This window comes from Mechercharimyces sp. CAU 1602 (assembly GCF_024753565.1).
In the GTDB taxonomy this organism is placed as follows: Bacteria; Bacillota; Bacilli; order Thermoactinomycetales; family JANTPT01; genus Mechercharimyces.
Window position 1 is genome coordinate 1,075,131 of record NZ_JANTPT010000001.1, and the last position, 19,550, is coordinate 1,094,680.

Consider the following 19,550-nt stretch of genomic DNA (forward strand, 5'->3'; position numbering starts at 1 on the left):
CTTTAATCTCGCAGAAAGGAAGTGTATTAGTGCAAATTGCACTCGTTAACATGCCATTCGGCTCTTTAGATCGGCCACCCATCGGAATTAGCCTTTTAAAATCCCAAGTCGAACTTCAAGGCCATTCATGTAAAAATCTTTTCTTAAATCTGAAACTCGTTGACTACATTGGTGTTGCAACTTTTAACCACATATCAAATACCATCCCCTCATTACTAATTGGGGAATGGCTCTTTTCCTCCTCTCTCTTTCCAAATAAGCAAAAAGAAGAGGAATATCTGAAACTCATTCCAGAACGTTTGGGTTATCGAACCCCCATCTATTCTTCAGAAAATCTACTTCAAATAAAGCAAAAAATCTCTATATATTTAGATGATTGCATCGATGACTATCCCTGGATCGATTTTGATCTTATCGGCTTTACTTCTGTCTTCGAACAAAACGCGGCCTCTCTAGCACTAGCCAAGCGAATCAAGGAAAGGTGGCCGCAAAAAAAAGTTATTATTGGAGGAGCTAATTGCGAGGGGCCTATGGGAGTAGCCATGATCAAGGCATTTCCCTTTCTCGATTTTATTTGTCAAGGAGAAGGAGATCTATCCTTTCCTATATTAGTTGATCGGATCGCAAGCAATGGCTCCACAGATGATATACCAGGTATCCTTACGCCTGTCAATACAGATAAACCCTCCCCCCACAAAGCCAATATGGTAACAAATCTCGATCAACTACCTTATCCAGACTACACGGACTACTTCGAGCAGTTCTGTGATGCTGGCTTATCCGCTTTGCTAAAACCAGTCATCCCTTTTGAAACTTCACGTGGATGCTGGTGGGGTGAAAAATCCCATTGTACGTTTTGTGGATTAAATGGATTAAATATGCGCTTTCGAAGCAAAAATTCAGAAAGAGCGATTCAGGAAATTGAAACCCTCCGCAATAAATACCACGAGCATACAACAAGCATGGCTGCTGTAGATAACATCATAGATTATAAATATTTTCAAGACTTTATTCCGAAGTTAATTGAATTGGATCTCGGAGTAGATCTATTTTATGAAACGAAAGCAAATATCAAACGAGAGCAGCTGGATTTAATAAAGAAAGCTGGATTTACCTCCATTCAACCTGGCATTGAAAGTTTAATTACCGACGTTCTCAAAAGGATGAGAAAAGGGATTACGATGTTACAAAACGTTCGTCTATTGAAGTGGTGTGAAGAGTTCGGAATCACACCTGCGTGGAATATTCTCTTTGGCTTTCCTGGAGAAAATCCAGCGGACTACCAACACATAGGGAAAGAGATGATTCCTAAATTGGTTCACTTTCACCCTCCATTAGCATGTGCTTCTTTTCGCTTAGATCGATTCAGTCCTTATTTTGACTACTCTGCACAGCATGGCATAATCAATGTGAAATACAATCGGGTATACAAATACATTTACTCAGAGCTAACCGATGCCGAAAGGGAAAAACTAGCGTATTACTTTGAATTCGAATATGATGATCAACGTCAACCGTCTTCCTATACGCAAATGCTACAAAAAGCTGTTTATTCATGGAAAGAGAAATATGACTCCTGTTTTTTCTGTTTCGTGAAAATCCCTAATGGTATCCGTTTTTTTGATAACCGTACAAACGCAGACGGAGATATCTACGACTTATATGGATGGGAAGCTGAACTTTATCAAAGTGTGGATGATATCAAAACGGCCAGTGGAGTTCACCCGATGTTTCAAAGTGCAAAAAAAACCATTACAGTAGAACAGATAGAAGCCAAATTGGACGAATTTGTTGCTAAAGGATGGGCCCTACATGAAGGTGGGCGCTATCTCGCTTTAGCGATCCCAGAGGGTATATATTCTTTACCCGATGAAATGCTCGACCTGCTTCAAGAGCATGGTTCCTCCCCACGATGACTATCTAGCTGAATTCATCAGCACCCCTCCTCTTTTGTCCTATCTAGGAATCAAGAATCCACTTTTCATGGTGTTCTACACTTCCATAATTTCTATTTTCTCATACTATATTATGATCGATCATTTCTAATTATCGAGATGATCTATTTCATAGGATTAGAAAGGGGTGTTAATGTTGCAAGGGTTGAAAAGAAAGACTCACCTACCCTTTTTTCAATTGAATCGTCCTTTGTATAACAAACACTTACCCCTCGTTATATTTTGGAGTCCGAAAAGTGGGTGTACGACAATTACCAAATGGTTTTTCTACCAAATAGGTCTTCTTGATACAGCTTTGCGTTATGATCCATGGATTCATCGGTATCGGGGCGTTTACTACGGAAAAAATCCGCATTACCTGAAGGAGCTTAAGGAAAGTTTATCTAGTGGGGTGAAGAAATCATATAAATTGGTTCGCAATCCCTATACAAGAGCAGTTAGTTCGTACCTTCATGCTTGTCAACACAGGGTAGAGTGGCGGGAAATGAATCAATATATTAACGGAGAGGAGATAAGCCAACAAGGAATCTCATTCAAAGAGTTTTTGTACTACGTTAAATATAAAGGACCAAGCAAGCATGTAATAGATGCTCATATATCACGACAATTTATGGAGGGAGAAAAAAAGTGGGTAAGAGACTATATCTATTTGGAAAACCTCTCGCAAGAGCTTAGAAAACTCGAGCGGATCCACCAATTGAAACAATCGCCGATAATGCGCCTCGCTCAATCCCATCATCATAGAAAGAGAAAACCTGTCTCAAAAATGAACGATCATTTAGCTACTCAGAAAAATACACCTCATTCCCTCCCAGAGATAATTCCTGCTTATCGATCATTTTATGATCAAGAAGCGATCGCATTGGTTCAAAAAATATATCGCATAGACTTCGAAATCTATCGATACCCATTAAAGCCAATGATTGATTGAGGTGACTGACTCTATATGGAGTATCGCGAAAACGTATCATAAATTGATCATAATTTCTCATACATTCCCTGCCCAAGATTGCGCTTGTCGGCATTAGACCCACTGCTGTCCGGAATGACGGAGACTAGACGACAGAAATTAAAAGTCATCTGCACCAATGCAGATGACTTTTAATTTGAAATCTGTATTAATCAAACATGAAGCTTGCTACATACTCCTCTAATAGCCCTGTAAATCGCAGTAGTTCAGCTCTTTACTTACTAGTAGCATTTATTCCCCAAACGGAAATTTCTGCAGCTGAAGTCCATGGTTGACCATGTTTTTCAGATAATGCTACTAATTTTAGATACCTCCCTGTTTCAGGGGAGATTTCTATCACTTTTTCTTCTTTATCAAAATTGAAGCTTCCTGAAGCTACAGGGGTACCCCAATCAGTTAGATCGTCACTTATATAAATCTCGTATTCTTTTATCATGCCATGATCTGAATTATCTTGGCGTGGCAAATAGCTAAATTGATTCATTTCATACCGAGACCCTAAATCGATTTGAACTTCATGAGGGGGATAAGGATCAGGATGTCCCTGCCATTTTGTATGCCAGAAGGTATTAGGATTATTATCGAAAACATTTACAGCTCTCCCGTCTTCAGCAACGGTTTCTTCACTATCAGTAAAGACAAGAGACCAATTTTCTTTTGGAATCTCTCTTGGTTCATCCGGATTCGCATGTACTTTCACAGATTCGAAAGCATTGATTCGTCCGTAAGTCCAGTACGTTCCTGTTCCAGGAATATCGTCAGCAGTACTTTCTAACACATTTCGAATTTCCACATTTCCTAATCCTTGTGATGCAAGTAAACCTGCTACTCCTGCTGTATGAGGGGACGCCATTGAAGTTCCGCTTTTCTTCCCATACCCCCCGCCAAGTGTAGTTGACATGATAGAAACTCCTGGAGCAGATACATCTACCCAGTCCCCATAGGTGGAAAAGGAAGCTTTACGATCATTAGAATCTGTCGCTGCAACTGCAATGGAATTTTCGTAGTATGCTGGATATATAGGAGAAGTACCCCCTGAATTCCCCGCAGCACAAACCACAACAGACCCCTTAGACCAGGCATATTTCACTGCATCTTCTACTAATCGAGAACCACCACCGCCACCTAAACTTAAATTTAATACTTCTGCTCCTTGATCTGCTGCATAAATGATTCCTTGTGCTACTTGAGCCCAAGTGCCTCCACCTGATGCATTTAATACGCGCACAGGCAGAATATTTACTTCGGGAGCTACACCAGCTACTCCCCGATTATTATTTGTCACAGCTGCAATGGTTCCAGCTACATGAGTTCCATGACCGTGTTCATCGTAAGCATTATCATCATTGCTAACAAAATCGTATCCTGGTAGTACCTTACCCTGTAAATCAAGGTGATCCGTCTGTACGCCTGTATCTAACACAGCGACAACAACATCATTCGTTCCCTTCGTAATATCCCACGCATCCTCGGCTTCCATCTTTTGTGGTCCGTATTGGTCAGACAAATAGAGAGGATCATTAGGAGTCCAAAGCGCTTTATAGTGCCCATTTATCTCAGCATATTCTACTTCTTTCATGCCTTCATAATCTTTTATTGCTTGTTGAACCGTTCGATTCTTTACTTCTACAACATCAAAATGTAACGACTGGTTTCTAGAAATAAGCTTTGAATCCTCTGATTCGTGTAATTGTGTTCTTATTTTCGTAGACACTTCCGATTTAAACTTAATAATGATTTGACTAGATTCTTGTTTAGACTGCTCTGTTTTTGAACGATTAGAATCTGATGCAAATCCAACAGAAGAGGATATTACCATACTGATCGCCAAAAGCATACTAAATATCCACATTAAGTGTTTCAAAAATAGCACCTCCGGTATATTTTTTAATAGAAAAGCATTTGTTTTCACAAATTATCTATTCGAATCATTGGTATATATCGATTTAAATCGACAACCAACTCTATATTATGAAAAAATGTTAGCAAGTGTGACAAGTTCATAGTTGAATTCTATATGATTGCAGACCAAACAGACTATAAAAAAATAGAGAAATAACATTGAATATTTAATCAATAAATATTAAGAGATTGAGAATTCGAATTCGATTTTAAAGGGGGATTATATATGATAAAGTGGCTCCAAGTTGAGGTCATCTTCACCCTATTGTTTTCGCTTGCAACTGCGGGGAATTTAGATGCGGTACATGCAGAGGGAGCAGAAACCAACCTCCTATCCTGACGATCATAAACCAAGAATCATCTGCAAATGCCAAAAACCATCGGTTTCAAATTTTCAGTAAATCATACATCAAACTCGCCTTCCCCTGTCCCGCGTGGGCCACGTGGGCCTCTCGGTCCTCTTCTTCCCCTTGGTCCGCGCGCGCCTGATGGTCCCGTTATTCCCATTGATCCAGTTGGTCCCGTTGAACCAGTCGGGCCCGTTGGTCCAACAGAAATCAATTCCCCCACTTTGAGAACGAAGGCATCAAATCCACCAGCCAATTGGGTTTGAACCGCATTAAAGGTGACCGGGTAATCTGATGAGCCTGTTGAACCCGTCATAAGCGCATTATTATCACTATCAACAGTAACAGCACTGCCCGTATCTGTATCAACCCCTCCAAGATAGGAAGAGAAAATGAGCCCTTGACCCGAAAAACTAACTTGTGTAATAAACGCCTCATCTAACCCCGTCAAATTTGAAATACTATCTTGAAAAGCATCTGAAGTGACCGGATAGTCAGATGAAACGGTTTCCCCTACGACCCAAGCAGATCCAAATGAATCAACAGCTATTCCTTTTCCTACATCGCTATCTGTTCCACCTACAAAAGTGGAATAGACCAAAGCACTGCCAGTTGCATTTAGTTTGGTGACAAACACATCACTTGATCCAGCTAGAAGAGTTTGAAAAGCATTATTTGTGGTGGGAAAATCTTTTGAATTAGTCAAGCCTGTTACATAAGCATGATTGGCACCATCAAGATCTATCCCATTACCTCCGTCGTTTTCACTTCCTCCCAAAAAGGTGGAATATATAAGGGAGGTACCTAATGCGTTTAGTTTCGAAACAAAAGCATCGCTGTTCCCTGCAAGTATAGTTTGAAAGGCATTTGTCGTTACTGGGAATTTGACTGAATTTGTCGCTCCAACGATGTAAGCTTGTAAACTAGAATCTACTGCAATGCCCGTTCCTCCATCGAATTCTTCTCCTCCTAAATAAGTAGAGTATATAAGAGAAGTACCCGCTACATTCAACTTACTGACAAACGCGGCTTCCTTTCCAAGAAGGACTGTTTGAAAAGCACCTGTGACTAGAGGGAAATTTGTAGAGCTGGTATCTCCAGTTACATAAGCATTATTATTCTCATCTAAGTCAATCCCCGCTCCGTTATCGACCCCACCTCCACCCAAATACGTAGAGTAGACAAGAGAGCTTCCGACAACATTCAACTTTGTAATAAATGCACTCAAAGTCCCTCGTAGCATGGTTTGAAAAGCGCTTGATGTAACGGGAAAATTTGTTGAACTTGTTCTTCCAATGATATAAGCATTACCCATGGTATCAACACGAATTCCCTGTCCACTATCCGTCCCTCTTCCTCCTAAATAAGTGGAGTAAATAAGTGAACTTCCAGTCGCATTTATTTTACTAACAAATGCTTCAATGCTCTCAGCCGATGTTACCATACTTTGAAAAGCACCCGATGTAACAGGGAAATTAGTTGAGTTTGTATTCCCTGTCACGAAAGCATTTCCATCCTGATCAGCTACAATTCCGAGCCCATTATCAAATTCTGTTCCGCCGAGATAAGTAGAGTAAAATACTATGGGATCAATGGTAAGTACTTTAGTGGAATCGTATTCTTCTTCGAGTTTAAAACCAATCACCTGATCATCTGAGTGTAAATCAAATCTAGTAGAAAGAAACCGCTTTTTCTCACCTTCGCCTTGATGGCTAACGGGTTTCTTTTCATGTATGATTCCATTTACAGTTATCACCCTTAAGTTCCCTGCCTCATCAAGAAATAGCTCTTTTCCACCGTCATACTCAAGTCGTATACAATCTATTTGTGCCCCTGGTTGTAAAATGAAGTCATATTTCAGTGCATCATTTTCCTTGTAAAATACTACATCTATACCTGGCCATACTTTTGAATAGGTAATCGTATCTTTCGATCCGTTTCCAGATGATTTTTGTGGATACATGTGGTCACAACCCTGTAAGAAGCGAAGAGTACAGATCGTTTTTGCTTGATTACTTATTTGAACTCCACGAGAAAGAAAATCCACCCATATACCACACTCCAAAAACCATCTAGCTTGATCACTTTCTAAGCGATTACCTTTCCCTTTACTTTCACCATACATACCCATTCCTCCATCTCCTTAAATCACTATCTCGATCTAGACTATGATCATCCAGCGGATGATGTTCATCTTCATGAGCATCATCCGCATACTCTACCTTCTAACAGATTAAATAAAAATAGAGAAATAACATTGAATATTTAATCACTAAATGTTAAGATGATTGAGAATTCAAATTTTAAAGGGGGATTATGTATGATAAAGTGGCTCCGAGTTGGAATCATCTTCACCCTATTGTTTGCGCTTACAGTTGTGGGGAGTCTAGATGCGGTACATGCAGAGGGAGCAGAAACAAACAAAAAAATCGTACAATACACGGTTATAGGGGACTCCATCGGCTTGGGTTTTGGTGCATTTAAAGGTTATGGGCCACGCTATCGAGATCACATGATGAAAGACACAAATAAACTCGTTTATGTCGTTAATCGAAGTGTGGGTGGTTGGCAAAGTGATGAATTAATTGATGGACTTAAAAATAATAAATTTATACGTAGTGCTGTACGAAATGGCGATGTTGTCACCTGGAACATTGGTGGAAACGATTTGCGAAAAGCACGTAACAAATACATGAAAGGTACATGCGGTGGCATTGACAACGAAGATTGTTTACGGGCCGCACTCATCGATTTAAAATCAGATTGGGTTGAGGCGACCGAACTAATTATCGAGCTAAGAGATGGCAAAACATCTAACTTAAAGACGATGAATATGTACAATCCTTATGTTGCAGAAGATAAGAAGGCAAAAAGTTATGATGGCACAATGTCAAGATTTGAAGTTTTCAAACCTTACTTAGATGAAATGAATCGATTTATCGAGGAGAAGCAAAGTATGGGGTATCAAATGGCAGATGTGTACACAGCATTTAATGGTGCATCTCAGGAAGAAGACCCAATAAAATCAGGGTTAATCTTTATTGATGGACTACATCCAAATGACAAAGGTCACAAAGAAATTGCAAAATCTTTCCGCTCCTTAGGATATGATAAATTTTCTCGTTAAATGTAAGGGCTTTCATAAGATAGTAAGTAACGAAAGAAAGATGAGCTCCTCACCATGAGGAACTCATCTTTCTTTCGTATTTGCATAGCATTAAATCTTACATTTTTGTTTCCAAAAAATCATCTAAGCGACTAAATTGTGATGCACACCCTTCTTCAATGCCCATATCAATCATTTGTTGCAAAATATCACTCGAAGCAAATTCAGAGCGCATCGTCATTTTTGTTCCATCACCATCGTCTTCAAAGTGTATTGCAACAAATATTTCTGGCATCCCATCAAGAGGGTTTCCTTCCTTATCTACAAATGAATCCGTATAGATGATTTTCTCATCTGGAACAATCTCTTGATACACCGCTTTACCGCGGGACTCTTGCCCATAATATTCTCCTTGGCTTTGATCAACACATCGCATACAATAATGCCACACTCCGTTAGGCTTAAACTCAAATGTGAGGTTTTCAGTCTTCCACCCTTTCGGACCCCACCAGCTAGCTAAGTTTTCAGAGTTAGAATAAGCGTCAAAAACCACTTTTTTAGGAGCATTCAGCTCATACTCAATAGTTAATACCTGTCCATCTGTACTTGATACCATCTCTTTTTTTACTCCCTCAGCCGACATCCCCAATTCCTCCTCTATCATTATGGAGAGCTTTCCTCCTTTGTAATACTATTCTTCAATCTTTGCGAAAACTCCTTGCGTGTAGTACTCACCCTCCCCGATATTCATATCCATGTATACAACCAACCCTTCACGAATCACAGTGGGATCAATTTGGGTCATTTCATGTATTCGCTTAATCCAACCTTCGCGATCTCTTTTCTCCTCTTCTATTAAACCAGTGGATGTGCTTAGAAACGCATAACCGTTATTAAACTCCCAGTGAACGGTTTTTTCCTCTCGAGGACTGCAAGTAGTAACTCATCTTCTGGAATAGGAATTATAGATCTAACCTTCCATACCCCCACCAATACCTCGTGCTCCTCTAGCCCCTCTCGGTCCTCTCCTCCCTCTCGGCCCCCTCGGTCCTTGTGACCCGGTAGTTCCTGTTGGACCAGTAGCTCCCGTTGGACCAGTGGCCCCAAACTGCTCTCCTACTCTTATCAGGAAGGCATCTTGAGCACCACCCCCAAATTCAGTTTGGAAAGCACCGTCGGTCACAGGAAAATCATTTGATTCTGTTTCACCTATACCATATGCAATATCGTCTCGATCCACCGTCACGCCATTACCAGTATCATCACTATTGCCTCCTAAATACGAAGAAAAGGAGAGCCCTTGACCTGTATAACTTAACAAGGTAATAAACGCATCACTATCACCTGACAAACTATCTTGAAATGTTTCTGAAGTTACTGGGAAATTTGTCGATTGAGTACTTCCTATCACCCAAGCCATCCCAAACGAGTTTACAGCAATTCCATTGCCCTCATCTCTTTCCGTCCCACCTAAAAGAGTAGAATAAACTATATTGCTCCCCGCCGGATTAAATTTCGTAACAAAAGCATCTTGAGCCCCCGACGCTATAGTCTGAAAAGCGTTGTTCGTCGTTGGGAAATTAGTAGAACGGGTGCATCCCGTTACATATGCATAGCCATCGTTCAAGTCGATGGCATTTCCATCATCGTTACTTGATCCACCGAGATAAGTAGAATAAATCAAACTGGTGCCAGTAGCATTCATCTTAGTAACGAAGACGTCTCTTCCTCCGCCTAGTACAGTTTGAAATGCTCCTACTGTTGTCGGGAAATTAGTAGATGATGTACTACCCACAATATAAGCTTGATTACTGGTATCCGCTACAATACCCAGTGCTCGCTCCACTCCATTTCCACCTAAATAGGTAGAGTAAAATAAAGTGGATCCCGTCGCATTAAGTTTGGTTATAAAGGCGTCTGACGAACCTTCTAACTGCGTTTGAAATGCACCTGAGGTTATAGGGAAATTTGAGGAACTAGTACTACCTGTAACATAAGCGCGATTATTTTCGTCGATAGCAATAGATTCCCCAGTATCGAAGCTGGCGCCGCCTAGATAAGTAGAATACAAAAGTGTGGATCCTGTTTCATTCAGCTTTGTAATAAATGCCGATGCGCTCCCGCGTAAAAAAGTCTGGAAAGCACCTGAAGTTATCGGGAAATCCGTCGACTCTGTCCTCCCTGTTACATAGGCGTTTCTTGATGAGTCCACCGTGATACCACCGTTAGAATCAGAATCAGATCCTCCTAAGTAAGTGGAATAGAGAAGGTTTCCCTGCTTATTAAATTTACTAACAAATACATCTATAAGGCCACCCGCAAGTTGAGTTTGAAATGCTCCTGATGTTACGGGAAAATTAGTTGAAGATGTCGTTCCAGTCACATAGGCACTCTTCTCCTCATCGACTGCAATACCAAGCCCCCGATCATTGCCGGATCCTCCTAAATAAGTAGAATAAAAAACAAGTGGATCTATCATGAGTACCTTCGTGGGATCATACTCTTGCTCTACGGCAAATCCAACACATCCATCTGAATAAAGCTGAAAACGTGTCTCTATCTCTCTTTTCCCTTTATCTGTAAACTGGATACTTAACGGTTTGCCTTCACGAAGAATACTTTTTTTCGAATATACCAATAAATCTCCTTGTTCACTTAATACAACATCGTCTCCACCCTCGTAACGCCAACAGATATTCTCAATATTGGCACCTGGGTACACCATCATATCATACTTCAATTGTTCCCCTTGTCCATAAAATACGACATCGATTCCCTGCCAAATATCCTTGTAGACTACAGACTGAAACCCTCGCTCATTCTGACTTACTCCTTTAGGTACAACTTCCTCGTGTGCACCTACAAACCGTAGCATAAGTTCAGAAACTCCATTTATAAAAAACTGTACGCCCCCTTTGTCAAATATATAGCAATGGCCCTCACCAATTGTAGCATAAGTATCTCCCATCGGCTGGAACAAGAGGGTTTTCGATCTATTCATATGGATGCTTTTCAATTTTCATCCCCCCAATAGATGATTTCCTCACCCACTGAATAATAATTCCATCTATTCATTTTATTTCCTTATATTGTTTATATAACAACATTATGCGATTCAAAAAAACCACAATCGATCGGTGCCATCATCACTCACCTTAACGAATAATGGTTCTTATATCCAAATCTTTATTTAGCTGATATATCTCTTCTGGTTTTATGGCTCTCTAAACTAAAAAACACGAACTTATTTCCTGCACTCCTGTAAAGGTACCTCCCACCAGGCGAAACTTTCACGGGCTTTTGTAGGACTAGGGCTAATAAATACAGAGATTAGTGTACTCCTAGGAGCTATAATTACACTTCCAAGAGATGTGATAGGAGTGATAACCGTAGAGTTTGCTGGTAAACGTCGGATGGAAATAAACTTACCACCCTTGAAAGGACTAGTAGTAGCGGAATTAAACTTCACTTTTGCCCGTGGGATGGGTGAAGGAGAACGTAGTGGAGAGGTATTGGTTGAGGAGATTTGGGAAGATGTAATTTGCCTACCTGTGGGCAGAGCGTTAAATAATATTTTAGCTGTCATTGGCTGAGATGATAAATTATATTTTTCTGCTGTATCTAAAACCACATTAACCCCTGAATGAAGCGGATTAAACAAACCTGCCCAAGCGAATCTTGCTCCTTCGGGAGAAAGTAAACCCGATTGCCCACTAAAATGCTTCCCTTCAACCCTGCGAATTAACTCCGGAGTAGGAGGAATCGTAGTCACAGTTTGTAATTGGTCTGACATTGCCTTTACCTCCTTCCTTTAAATTTTGAATAGAATCGGTCAAAACGTGTCTTTTATAGAGCAACCTCCCACCAAGAAAAACCTTCTATAGCTTCTGTACGGCTATCACTAGAGAAAATGGAGACTAGTGTACTCCCAGGAGCTAAGATAATGCTTCCTAGAGACGCAGCTGGAGTAATTAAGGTGACATTACCTGGTAGACGACGGGTGGAAAGGAATGCGCCCCCAACGATAGGACTAGTAGTAGCAGGATTAAACTTCACTTTTGCTCGCGGTGTCGGTAGAGGAGGACGTAATGGGGTTGTATTGGATCATTTACACAATCATTCTTCAAAATCATCAATCACGTCAAAAGGACGCATCATTTCCCAATCTTCATGTTCAATAATATGACAATGAAGAACGTATCTCCCACTAAAAGGACCATAGCGAGCAATAATTGTTGTTACTTGACCTGGATCAGCCCGCACGGTATCTTTAAACCCTCTTTCATTGGGAGCAGGAAGGATTTTCTCGGATGTAAATATCAACTCTCCTGTTTGTGTAAATCGATTAACATCAAAGTTTTGCCTATGCAGGATTTGAAACTCCACCAGATGAACATGAATGGGGTGGGAATCAGGAGTTGTGTTTATAAAGCGCCACACTTCAACTGTATTAAGTGTAGGCGTAATGGTCACAAAATCTGCAAAAGGTGTATTGTTTAATAGTAGCTTAAGTCTTCCAAATTGATCGGTCGACTCATCTAGTGTAATGTCACGTGTGTTTATAGACTCTGTTTTTTTCAGCGGCGTAATGCGACTAAGGACACTGGGTATACGACTTCCATCTCTACTGGAGAGAGGGAGCGTTACACGAAATTGCATCACCATATTCGTGTTGCTGTTAACGGGTGTACCAGTTGGAAAAGGCGAAGGGGCATCATTAGTAATCGTAATGGCTTCCCCTTTGTTTCCGGAAAAGTCGATAATTACATCTGCTCGTTCAGCAGGCCCTAGGAGCAATTCTTCTACTCGAACAGGCTTTGCCAGTAGTCCGCCATCGGAACCTATTTGGATAAAGGGTTGCTGAGAACTTAGCCTCATACGGAAAAAACGGGCATTGGCCAGATTTAATATTCGAAACCGGTATTTACGAGGCTCCACCTCAAGATATGGGTACAGCTTCCCATTCACAAGGAGGTTATCGCCAAAGAACTCTGGAACAATCGATGGAATAATCCCTGAAGGGTTAGGTACAGGTTGATCAGGATAAAACAAAGATCCATCTAAGTTAAATGACTTGTCCTGTATCACTAGGGGCATTTCGAAATCTCCTCGGGGAAGTACGAGTGCCTCCTCTTTTAAGCTACGAATAATATAAAAACCAAATAGACCAGCATAAACATTTAGTCTCGTAAGGGCAAATGCATGATCGTGATACATAAGTGTGGTCGGTCGTTGCCCATTTAGGTACTCAAACACATCCGAGAAAAATGTAGGCCCAACATGGTTAAGGTTTTTCGAGTACCAAGCAGTGGGAAAACCATCATATACGGCTTGCGTTCTTCCTCCGTGTAGATGCACCACCGAAAGCCCAGTTATTGGGAGGATTTCTTTTTGTGCTGGAGTAAGGACTGTCGTATCAACAGGGAGAAATTGTTGATCAGGAAGGTTATTGATCCATTTCACGCGGACACGTTCATTGACTCTTACATTAAACGTCGGTCCTGGATAGATTCCATTGTATCCCCAGATGGTAGAAGGAGGGAGAGATCGATCAAACTGATGCTTTCCTTCTCTCATCTCTACTCTATAGGACGTATATAACCTTTTTTTCTTAAAAGGCTGGATGACGGGGGGAATTGGAAGTGGGTTAACGAATTTTTCGAACTCCACATAACCATCTCCTCATAGAATCGCTTCTCTTTTCAATGATAATAGGGTATGCTGCCCTGTTTGTACTATATGAACATAATTTGATGGACCTGTTCTACCTGATAGGGATCACACGGTATCATTTCGGAAAAACCCACGTTTAGACATATTTTAGACACAAGTTAACCGACCCCCTACACGTTAAGGAGTCGGTTTGTATATCTTACTTCGCAGGATTCTTTTTCTTTGTAGATCTTTTGGACTTACGGGTTGCGTTGTCGTAGATCAGATAGAAATATTTAAATCCGAATTACGGCTAGTAATTTCGTAGAATTGAGAATTACTTACATTAGAGGAGGCGGTTACTCGAAACAATGTTGCTTGATTAAAAAAAGCTGCTCGAACAAGTGGACTGTAAACGCGGAATAAGACCCGTGCTATATTTGAAAGAGTGGGTGCATAATTTACACGAACAATGGGCTGTCCGGTACGAGGTACATTCACTCCTCTTTGTGCTATAACAGATCCTTGCCAAGATTTAGACATTGTGTTATATAGAGCCCAAAAATTTCTATTTTGTATTGCCCCCGTCGGCATCGTGGCTAATTTTTCAGAAATAAGGGATTGGAAAGACACTTGCATTAGGGGTTCAAAATCACCGTTTTCCGGAAAATAGCGTGATGTTGCATTAAAAGTAATCTCTGTTCCATACGTCGTTGGCATTTACATCTCTACCTTTCTATTTTAAAAATAACTATCCTATACTAATATATTCAATAGAGTTGCTGTTGATTGTATGAATGCACAAAATATAGTAAGAGTTAAACCCACCGATTAAAAATTCAACTCCCCTTCACCTCTAGTCCGTGGTCCTCTAGGGCCACGCGGTCCACGAATTCCTCTCATTCCCCTAGGTCCAGTGGAGCCAGTAGCCCCACGTGGACCTACAGAAGTAAGGGAGCCCACCTTCGCAACAAAGGCGCTTTCGTTGTTATTGGTGGAGGGGCTGGTTGTTTGAAAAGCGGCGAGTGTGACTGGAAAGTTAGTAGAAGAAGTTTCGCCTGTAAGATAAGCAATCCCATCGAAATCTACCGCGATATCTCTCCCAGTATCCTCGCCTATCCCTCCCAAGTAGGAAGAGAAGGAAATTCCTTGTCCGGAATAACTCATCTGGGTAACAAAAACATCAGAAGAAAATTGTGTGGTGGTTGCAGAAGCCAAGCTATCCTGAAAAGCATCGGAAGTAATAGGAAAGTCCGTCGAAAACGTAGCCCCTGTTACCCAGGCAGCTCCAAAATCATCCACTGCAATTCCATTTCCAATCTGAGCGACATCACCACCTAGATAGGTGGAGTAAACTGTATTTCTACCTGTTGCATTCATTTTAGTAACAAATGCGGTCGGTGCAAAAGCGGTAGAGGTAGATTTCATCGTCTGGAATGCATTATTGGTTACCGGAAAATCTGTTGATACAGTAAATCCCGTCACATAAGCATTCTTAGCTTCATCAAGATCAATCGCCATACCCATGGTTACTAAGCTTCCGCCAAGGTACGTTGAATACAGCAGTGAGGTTCCGGTGGAATTTAACTTAGTAATAAAAGCGTTTACAACTCCAGGTGGTGTTGATTGAAAAGCTCCAGAAGTTGTGGGGAAATCGCTGGAAGTGGTATTGCCTGTCACATAGGCTTGTTGGTTTTGATCTATAGCAATACCACTCCCATCATCTTCTCCACTTCCTCCTAAAAAAGTAGAATAGAGAAGACCGCTTCCTGAATCATTGATTTTCGTAACAAATACATCTCTGCCGCCACCAAATAGAGTTTGGAACGCTCCCGATGTAGTGGGAAAATTAGTCGCATCAGTATCCCCTACAATATACGCTCGATTATCACTGTCAACAGACACGCTAGTACCGATACTTAAGCCCAATCCACCCCCTAGATAAGTGGAATAAAGAAGCGAGCTCCCTTGTGCATTAATCTTCAGAAGGTAAGCATCTGCCAAACCTGCAAGCACTGTCTGAAAAGCCCCTGACGTTACAGGGAAATCAGAAGAAGCTGTACTGCCTGTCACATAGGCATTTTGTACTAGATCAACAGTAATGCCAAGCCCTACATCTACTGAACTTCCTCCAATAAATGTAGAATAAAGAAGAGAATTTCCTCTGGCATTAAATTTCGTAATATAGGCATCCATTGCTACAATAGAAGCATTCATTGTTTGAAATGAACCCGATGTAATAGGGAAATTTGTAGATGTCGTACTTCCAGTTACATAAGCATTACCTAAAGAATCAACAGCAATCGCCTGCCCATCATCAACTCCACTTCCCCCTAAATAAGACACATAAAAAACAACCGGGTCTATTGTAAGCAGTTGGGATCGATCGTATGCTTCGTCTATTTTAAACCCAACGGTATGATCCGGATACAGGTGAAAATGAGTGGAAATCGGTATTCTTTTACCATTTATCCATTGATAGCTAATAGGTTTTTGTTCCCTTACCATACCTTGGTTCGTAAAGACATATAGATCTCCTTCTTCGTTAATATAAGGATGGCTCCCTCCTTCATAATGAAAGCGTATATCTTCGATACATGAACCCGGCTGAACAAGTACGTCATACTTTAATGGCTCACATCCGTAAAAAACGATATCTATACCTGGCCATACGTTTTCATACACAACGCCTTCATAATAGGTATAGTCACCCATATGAAGCCCCTTGCGCCCGATTCCCCTCAACTTCATCTCTTTACACGAGTGAATAAAATGAATATTTACATATTTACAAAATTTAAACCCAGCATTTGACGGAACATACCCATAGCATATTCCGTCTGCATATAACATAAGATTTACCTCTTTTCGTTCCGATCTATAGATAGACTCCCCCTGATCAACGTGATGGAAGAAATTGAAGAGTGATTGCCCACTCTTATTTCTTATATGATTCATGGACTCCCCTCCTACAACACGAGATACTTCACTCTATGCTTGACATTCCTTGTCTTATGGTAAGCCAGCTGCATGTTTTCGTCCGATGGATAAGATGACTGTCGTTTGGGGTGTTTTATGTTCTGATATGATGCGAGAAGATCGTCGTACACAGAGGAGAATGATCGTTCGTTGACCAAAGTTCACAGGTTAAGCAGGATTATGCAGACTCAACTCGAAGAAGTAGATGGCTAACGGACAAGAGGAGAAAGAAACTTACGAGCGCTAGAGAAAACGATGAACTACCTAAGGGGGATTTCCAGTGAGAAAATGGTATTTAAGCTTAGGGATAATTGGAACTGTGTTCCCATATTATTTTCTTATTCAATTCTTAGGGGATAATGGACTTGATTTCGGTTTATTGTTTGAATTATTGTTTGCTAACACGATCTCATCCTTTTTTGCAGTTGATTTTTTTGTCTCATGTGTTGTTTTCTTGGTATTTATGTTCAAGGAATCACGCAAGTATAACATGAAAGAAACATGGATTTGCCTGTTAACTTTATTTACAGTTGGTCTATCTTTAGCTCTACCTTTATTTTTGTTTTTTAGATATTCATATGTTTATCCTAAAGAGGAAGTAGAGAATAGAGAATAAGTATATTCCAATCAATTTAAATCCAACTTTTTTAGGTTTTATGTCATTTCAAGAGAGTGAATGCGCGCGCACTAAAAAAGATCACTCCTTAATTAAACCAAGGCGTGATCACACAGCTTCTTACACTTTGTTGTGTCTATCATGATCTTATATCAGCACAAGATTCGTATTACGATTATGTTGAACTATCCGTTGAAGGTTTGTCTTCACAAGATTACCTTCTACATCAAGTTCATATAATTTTTTCTCATAATTTTTTTCATATATTGAAAACAACTCATGTAGATCCGCTATATCATCTTGTAACCTTGCGCGATTATACTCCAACAGCAACATACCTACTCTATCCTTCATCAAATTGTTTAAGCCCATCAATGCTTGACATTCACTGCCCCCAATATCAAGCTTGAGTAAATGAATATATGATAAATCCTGTAAGTGCTCATCCAGCTCTACACATTGAACCTCTATCTGCTGAGAATGATCAGGAAATCGCTGGTGATCTTGGGGATGATGGTTTTTTAAAGAACTATACATAATATAGCGTTCAGATTGATAAAAGCTCATCACTTTATTTTCCGAATAAGCCGCTAACGGAAATGGGATCACCTCTTCGCCAAATCCGTTTATAATGAGATTATCTCTTAAATAAGAATAAAGTGTTGGATGAGGTTCGTAACTGATACATCTTCCCTCTTTTCCCACTCTTCTACCCATCAGTACCGTGTAAAATCCACTACCCGCCCCTACGTCAACCACCGTGTGACCGCGGGAGACATTTTTGAGCAAAAACGATGTGACGTGCGGGTCTATATCTCCTTTGTCCATCAACTTAGGAGTGATACTTCGATCACTTGCAGGTATAAGTAGTCGTCCTCCATAACAGGGGCGTATTAGCATTCGATCATTCCCGAGGTATGTGCCATTCATTTGGATCCTCCTCCTCCTTTACTTCCTACTTAACAAAGTACAAGCTGAGCATAATGACAAGTCTCAATCACCCTCTGCTCCTCTACTTCGACTAAATCTCCCTTCGATTCTACTTCAAGTAGCCGTTTACCATAATTGCGTCTGTAGATGAACAACAGCTCCCGCAACTCAGAAATCTCCTCTTTTTCCCATAAGTTTCGCTCAAATTCGAAGATGAGGAAGCGAATCTTATCTTTCATGAGGTCACCCAAACCTAACAGCGTATCAATCCCTTTCCGTCCCACACTTATTTTCAAAAAATCTATATGGGGAAGATGATGGAGATGTTCGCATATAGCAACCCCCTGAACTTCGATGGTTGAACCATTCTCATCCTCCTGACATAACGGTTCTTTAGAAGAAGAGAGAGTAGAGTCCATGGTTAACCGCTCTACTTGCAGAAAGTTCACTCTTTTTTGCTCGGAGTAGGCAGCCAGCGGATATAGATTGCTTTCTGTATGAATTCCATTAAGAATTAAATTCTCAGCCAAAAGTGGATATAAAGTAGGATGTGGTTCATAACATATACATGTCCCCTCTGTTCCTACTCGTTGCCCCATTAAGACTGCATAATAACCTACATGTGCTCCCACATCAACAACAATTTGTCCTCTCCCTACATATTGGGACAAAATAGTAGTAAGTGCGGGTTGATACTCCCCTTCTGTAAGTAGCAATGGAGTTAGGCTAAGATCATCTGCGGGCAGAATCAGTTTTCCACCATACTTAGGACGAACCAGCACCTTGTTTTTACCAATATACGACCCATACAAATAAGAGCCCTCCTTTGACTCATTGCTATCTGTATCTTATGAGAATTACATGAAGGGCGTGACTTTGGAACCATTAAACTCGCTAATTTACCTTTTTCTTTTCTACTTCCAACCCACTCGTTCAATTTTTCTCCTCCCCAAAGAAAAATGAGACTACCTATCATTGTACTCACTGCTTTCCACCATTGACTCCCTCTAGTCAAGCCTATCCCGATAAGCACGATTGCCCCTATTGCTAGAATGAAAAATATGATCATCCGTAATTTTCTTATCATTATTAA

Annotated in this window: 14 protein-coding genes and 1 pseudogene; 4 read left to right on the plus strand and 11 right to left on the minus strand. The window is 40.6% G+C overall.

Annotated elements, in window-relative coordinates; genetic code table 11:
• The first annotated feature begins 29 nt into the window (after positions 1–29).
• Positions 30–1,916: a RiPP maturation radical SAM C-methyltransferase gene (locus tag NXZ84_RS05655; protein ID WP_258839288.1), complete on the plus strand. Its 1,887-nt coding sequence runs from the start codon at positions 30–32 to the stop codon at positions 1,914–1,916.
• Positions 1,917–2,088: 172 nt separating this feature from the next.
• Positions 2,089–2,886 carry a sulfotransferase family protein gene (locus NXZ84_RS05660; RefSeq protein ID WP_258839289.1) on the plus strand — a complete coding sequence of 266 codons (798 nt, stop codon included), beginning with the start codon at positions 2,089–2,091 and terminating at the stop codon, positions 2,884–2,886.
• 253 nt (positions 2,887–3,139) lie between these two features.
• Here the strand turns inward: NXZ84_RS05660 and NXZ84_RS15205 are convergent, their stop codons facing one another.
• The 3 genes and pseudogenes from NXZ84_RS15205 to NXZ84_RS05675 all read right to left on the minus strand — a co-directional run bounded on the left by NXZ84_RS15205 (position 3,140) and on the right by NXZ84_RS05675 (position 7,305).
• Positions 3,140–3,625, minus strand: a complete 486-nt coding sequence (locus NXZ84_RS15205; RefSeq protein WP_396654031.1) for a discoidin domain-containing protein — start codon at positions 3,623–3,625, stop codon at positions 3,140–3,142.
• Positions 3,620–4,777 (minus strand): annotated as a pseudogene (locus NXZ84_RS05665) (S8 family peptidase); the annotation flags it as partial. The gene NXZ84_RS15205 and the pseudogene NXZ84_RS05665, both read right to left, overlap by 6 nt.
• Before the next feature lie 452 nt (positions 4,778–5,229).
• Positions 5,230–7,305 (minus strand): SBBP repeat-containing protein, encoded by a 2,076-nt coding sequence (locus NXZ84_RS05675; RefSeq protein WP_309495614.1) that lies wholly within the window; start codon positions 7,303–7,305, stop codon positions 5,230–5,232.
• Positions 7,306–7,494: 189 nt separating this feature from the next.
• Here NXZ84_RS05675 and NXZ84_RS05680 point away from each other — a divergent pair, with 189 nt between their 5' ends.
• On the plus strand, positions 7,495–8,301 hold the full coding sequence (locus tag NXZ84_RS05680; RefSeq protein ID WP_258839291.1) for an SGNH/GDSL hydrolase family protein: 807 nt from the start codon (positions 7,495–7,497) through the stop codon (positions 8,299–8,301).
• A 97-nt stretch (positions 8,302–8,398) separates the two neighbouring features.
• Here the strand turns inward: NXZ84_RS05680 and NXZ84_RS05685 are convergent, their stop codons facing one another.
• The 6 genes from NXZ84_RS05685 to NXZ84_RS05715 form a co-directional block, all read right to left on the minus strand.
• On the minus strand, positions 8,399–8,923 hold the full coding sequence (locus NXZ84_RS05685; RefSeq protein ID WP_258839292.1) for an SRPBCC family protein: 525 nt from the start codon (positions 8,921–8,923) through the stop codon (positions 8,399–8,401).
• A gap of 327 nt (positions 8,924–9,250) precedes the next feature.
• A complete protein-coding gene (locus NXZ84_RS15085) occupies positions 9,251–11,281 on the minus strand; it encodes an SBBP repeat-containing protein (RefSeq protein ID WP_309495617.1) in 2,031 nt (676 codons plus the stop codon).
• 243 nt (positions 11,282–11,524) lie between these two features.
• Positions 11,525–12,073, minus strand: a complete 549-nt coding sequence (locus NXZ84_RS15210; RefSeq protein ID WP_396654010.1) for a DUF6143 family protein — start codon at positions 12,071–12,073, stop codon at positions 11,525–11,527.
• A gap of 323 nt (positions 12,074–12,396) precedes the next feature.
• Positions 12,397–13,950 carry a multicopper oxidase family protein gene (locus NXZ84_RS05705; RefSeq protein ID WP_258839294.1) on the minus strand — a complete coding sequence of 518 codons (1,554 nt, stop codon included), beginning with the start codon at positions 13,948–13,950 and terminating at the stop codon, positions 12,397–12,399.
• Positions 13,951–14,214: 264 nt separating this feature from the next.
• The gene (locus NXZ84_RS05710; protein WP_258839295.1) at positions 14,215–14,652 is read right to left on the minus strand and encodes a hypothetical protein; all 438 of its coding nucleotides are present in this window, start codon (positions 14,650–14,652) and stop codon (positions 14,215–14,217) included.
• Positions 14,653–14,763: 111 nt separating this feature from the next.
• Complete coding sequence (locus NXZ84_RS05715; RefSeq protein ID WP_258839296.1) at positions 14,764–16,890, minus strand: SBBP repeat-containing protein; 2,127 nt, start codon at positions 16,888–16,890, stop codon at positions 14,764–14,766.
• A gap of 301 nt (positions 16,891–17,191) precedes the next feature.
• On the opposite strand from NXZ84_RS05715, the gene NXZ84_RS05720 reads away from it, so the two are divergent.
• Positions 17,192–17,527, plus strand: coding sequence for a DUF2834 domain-containing protein (locus NXZ84_RS05720; protein ID WP_258839297.1), 336 nt, complete (start codon positions 17,192–17,194; stop codon positions 17,525–17,527).
• A gap of 147 nt (positions 17,528–17,674) precedes the next feature.
• Here NXZ84_RS05720 and NXZ84_RS05725 read toward each other — a convergent pair whose 3' ends face one another.
• Both NXZ84_RS05725 and NXZ84_RS05730 read right to left on the minus strand, forming a co-directional pair.
• Complete coding sequence (locus NXZ84_RS05725) at positions 17,675–18,457, minus strand: FkbM family methyltransferase (protein WP_258839298.1); 783 nt, start codon at positions 18,455–18,457, stop codon at positions 17,675–17,677.
• Positions 18,458–18,486: 29 nt separating this feature from the next.
• Complete coding sequence (locus NXZ84_RS05730; protein ID WP_258839299.1) at positions 18,487–19,269, minus strand: FkbM family methyltransferase; 783 nt, start codon at positions 19,267–19,269, stop codon at positions 18,487–18,489.
• Positions 19,270–19,550 lie beyond the last annotated feature (281 nt).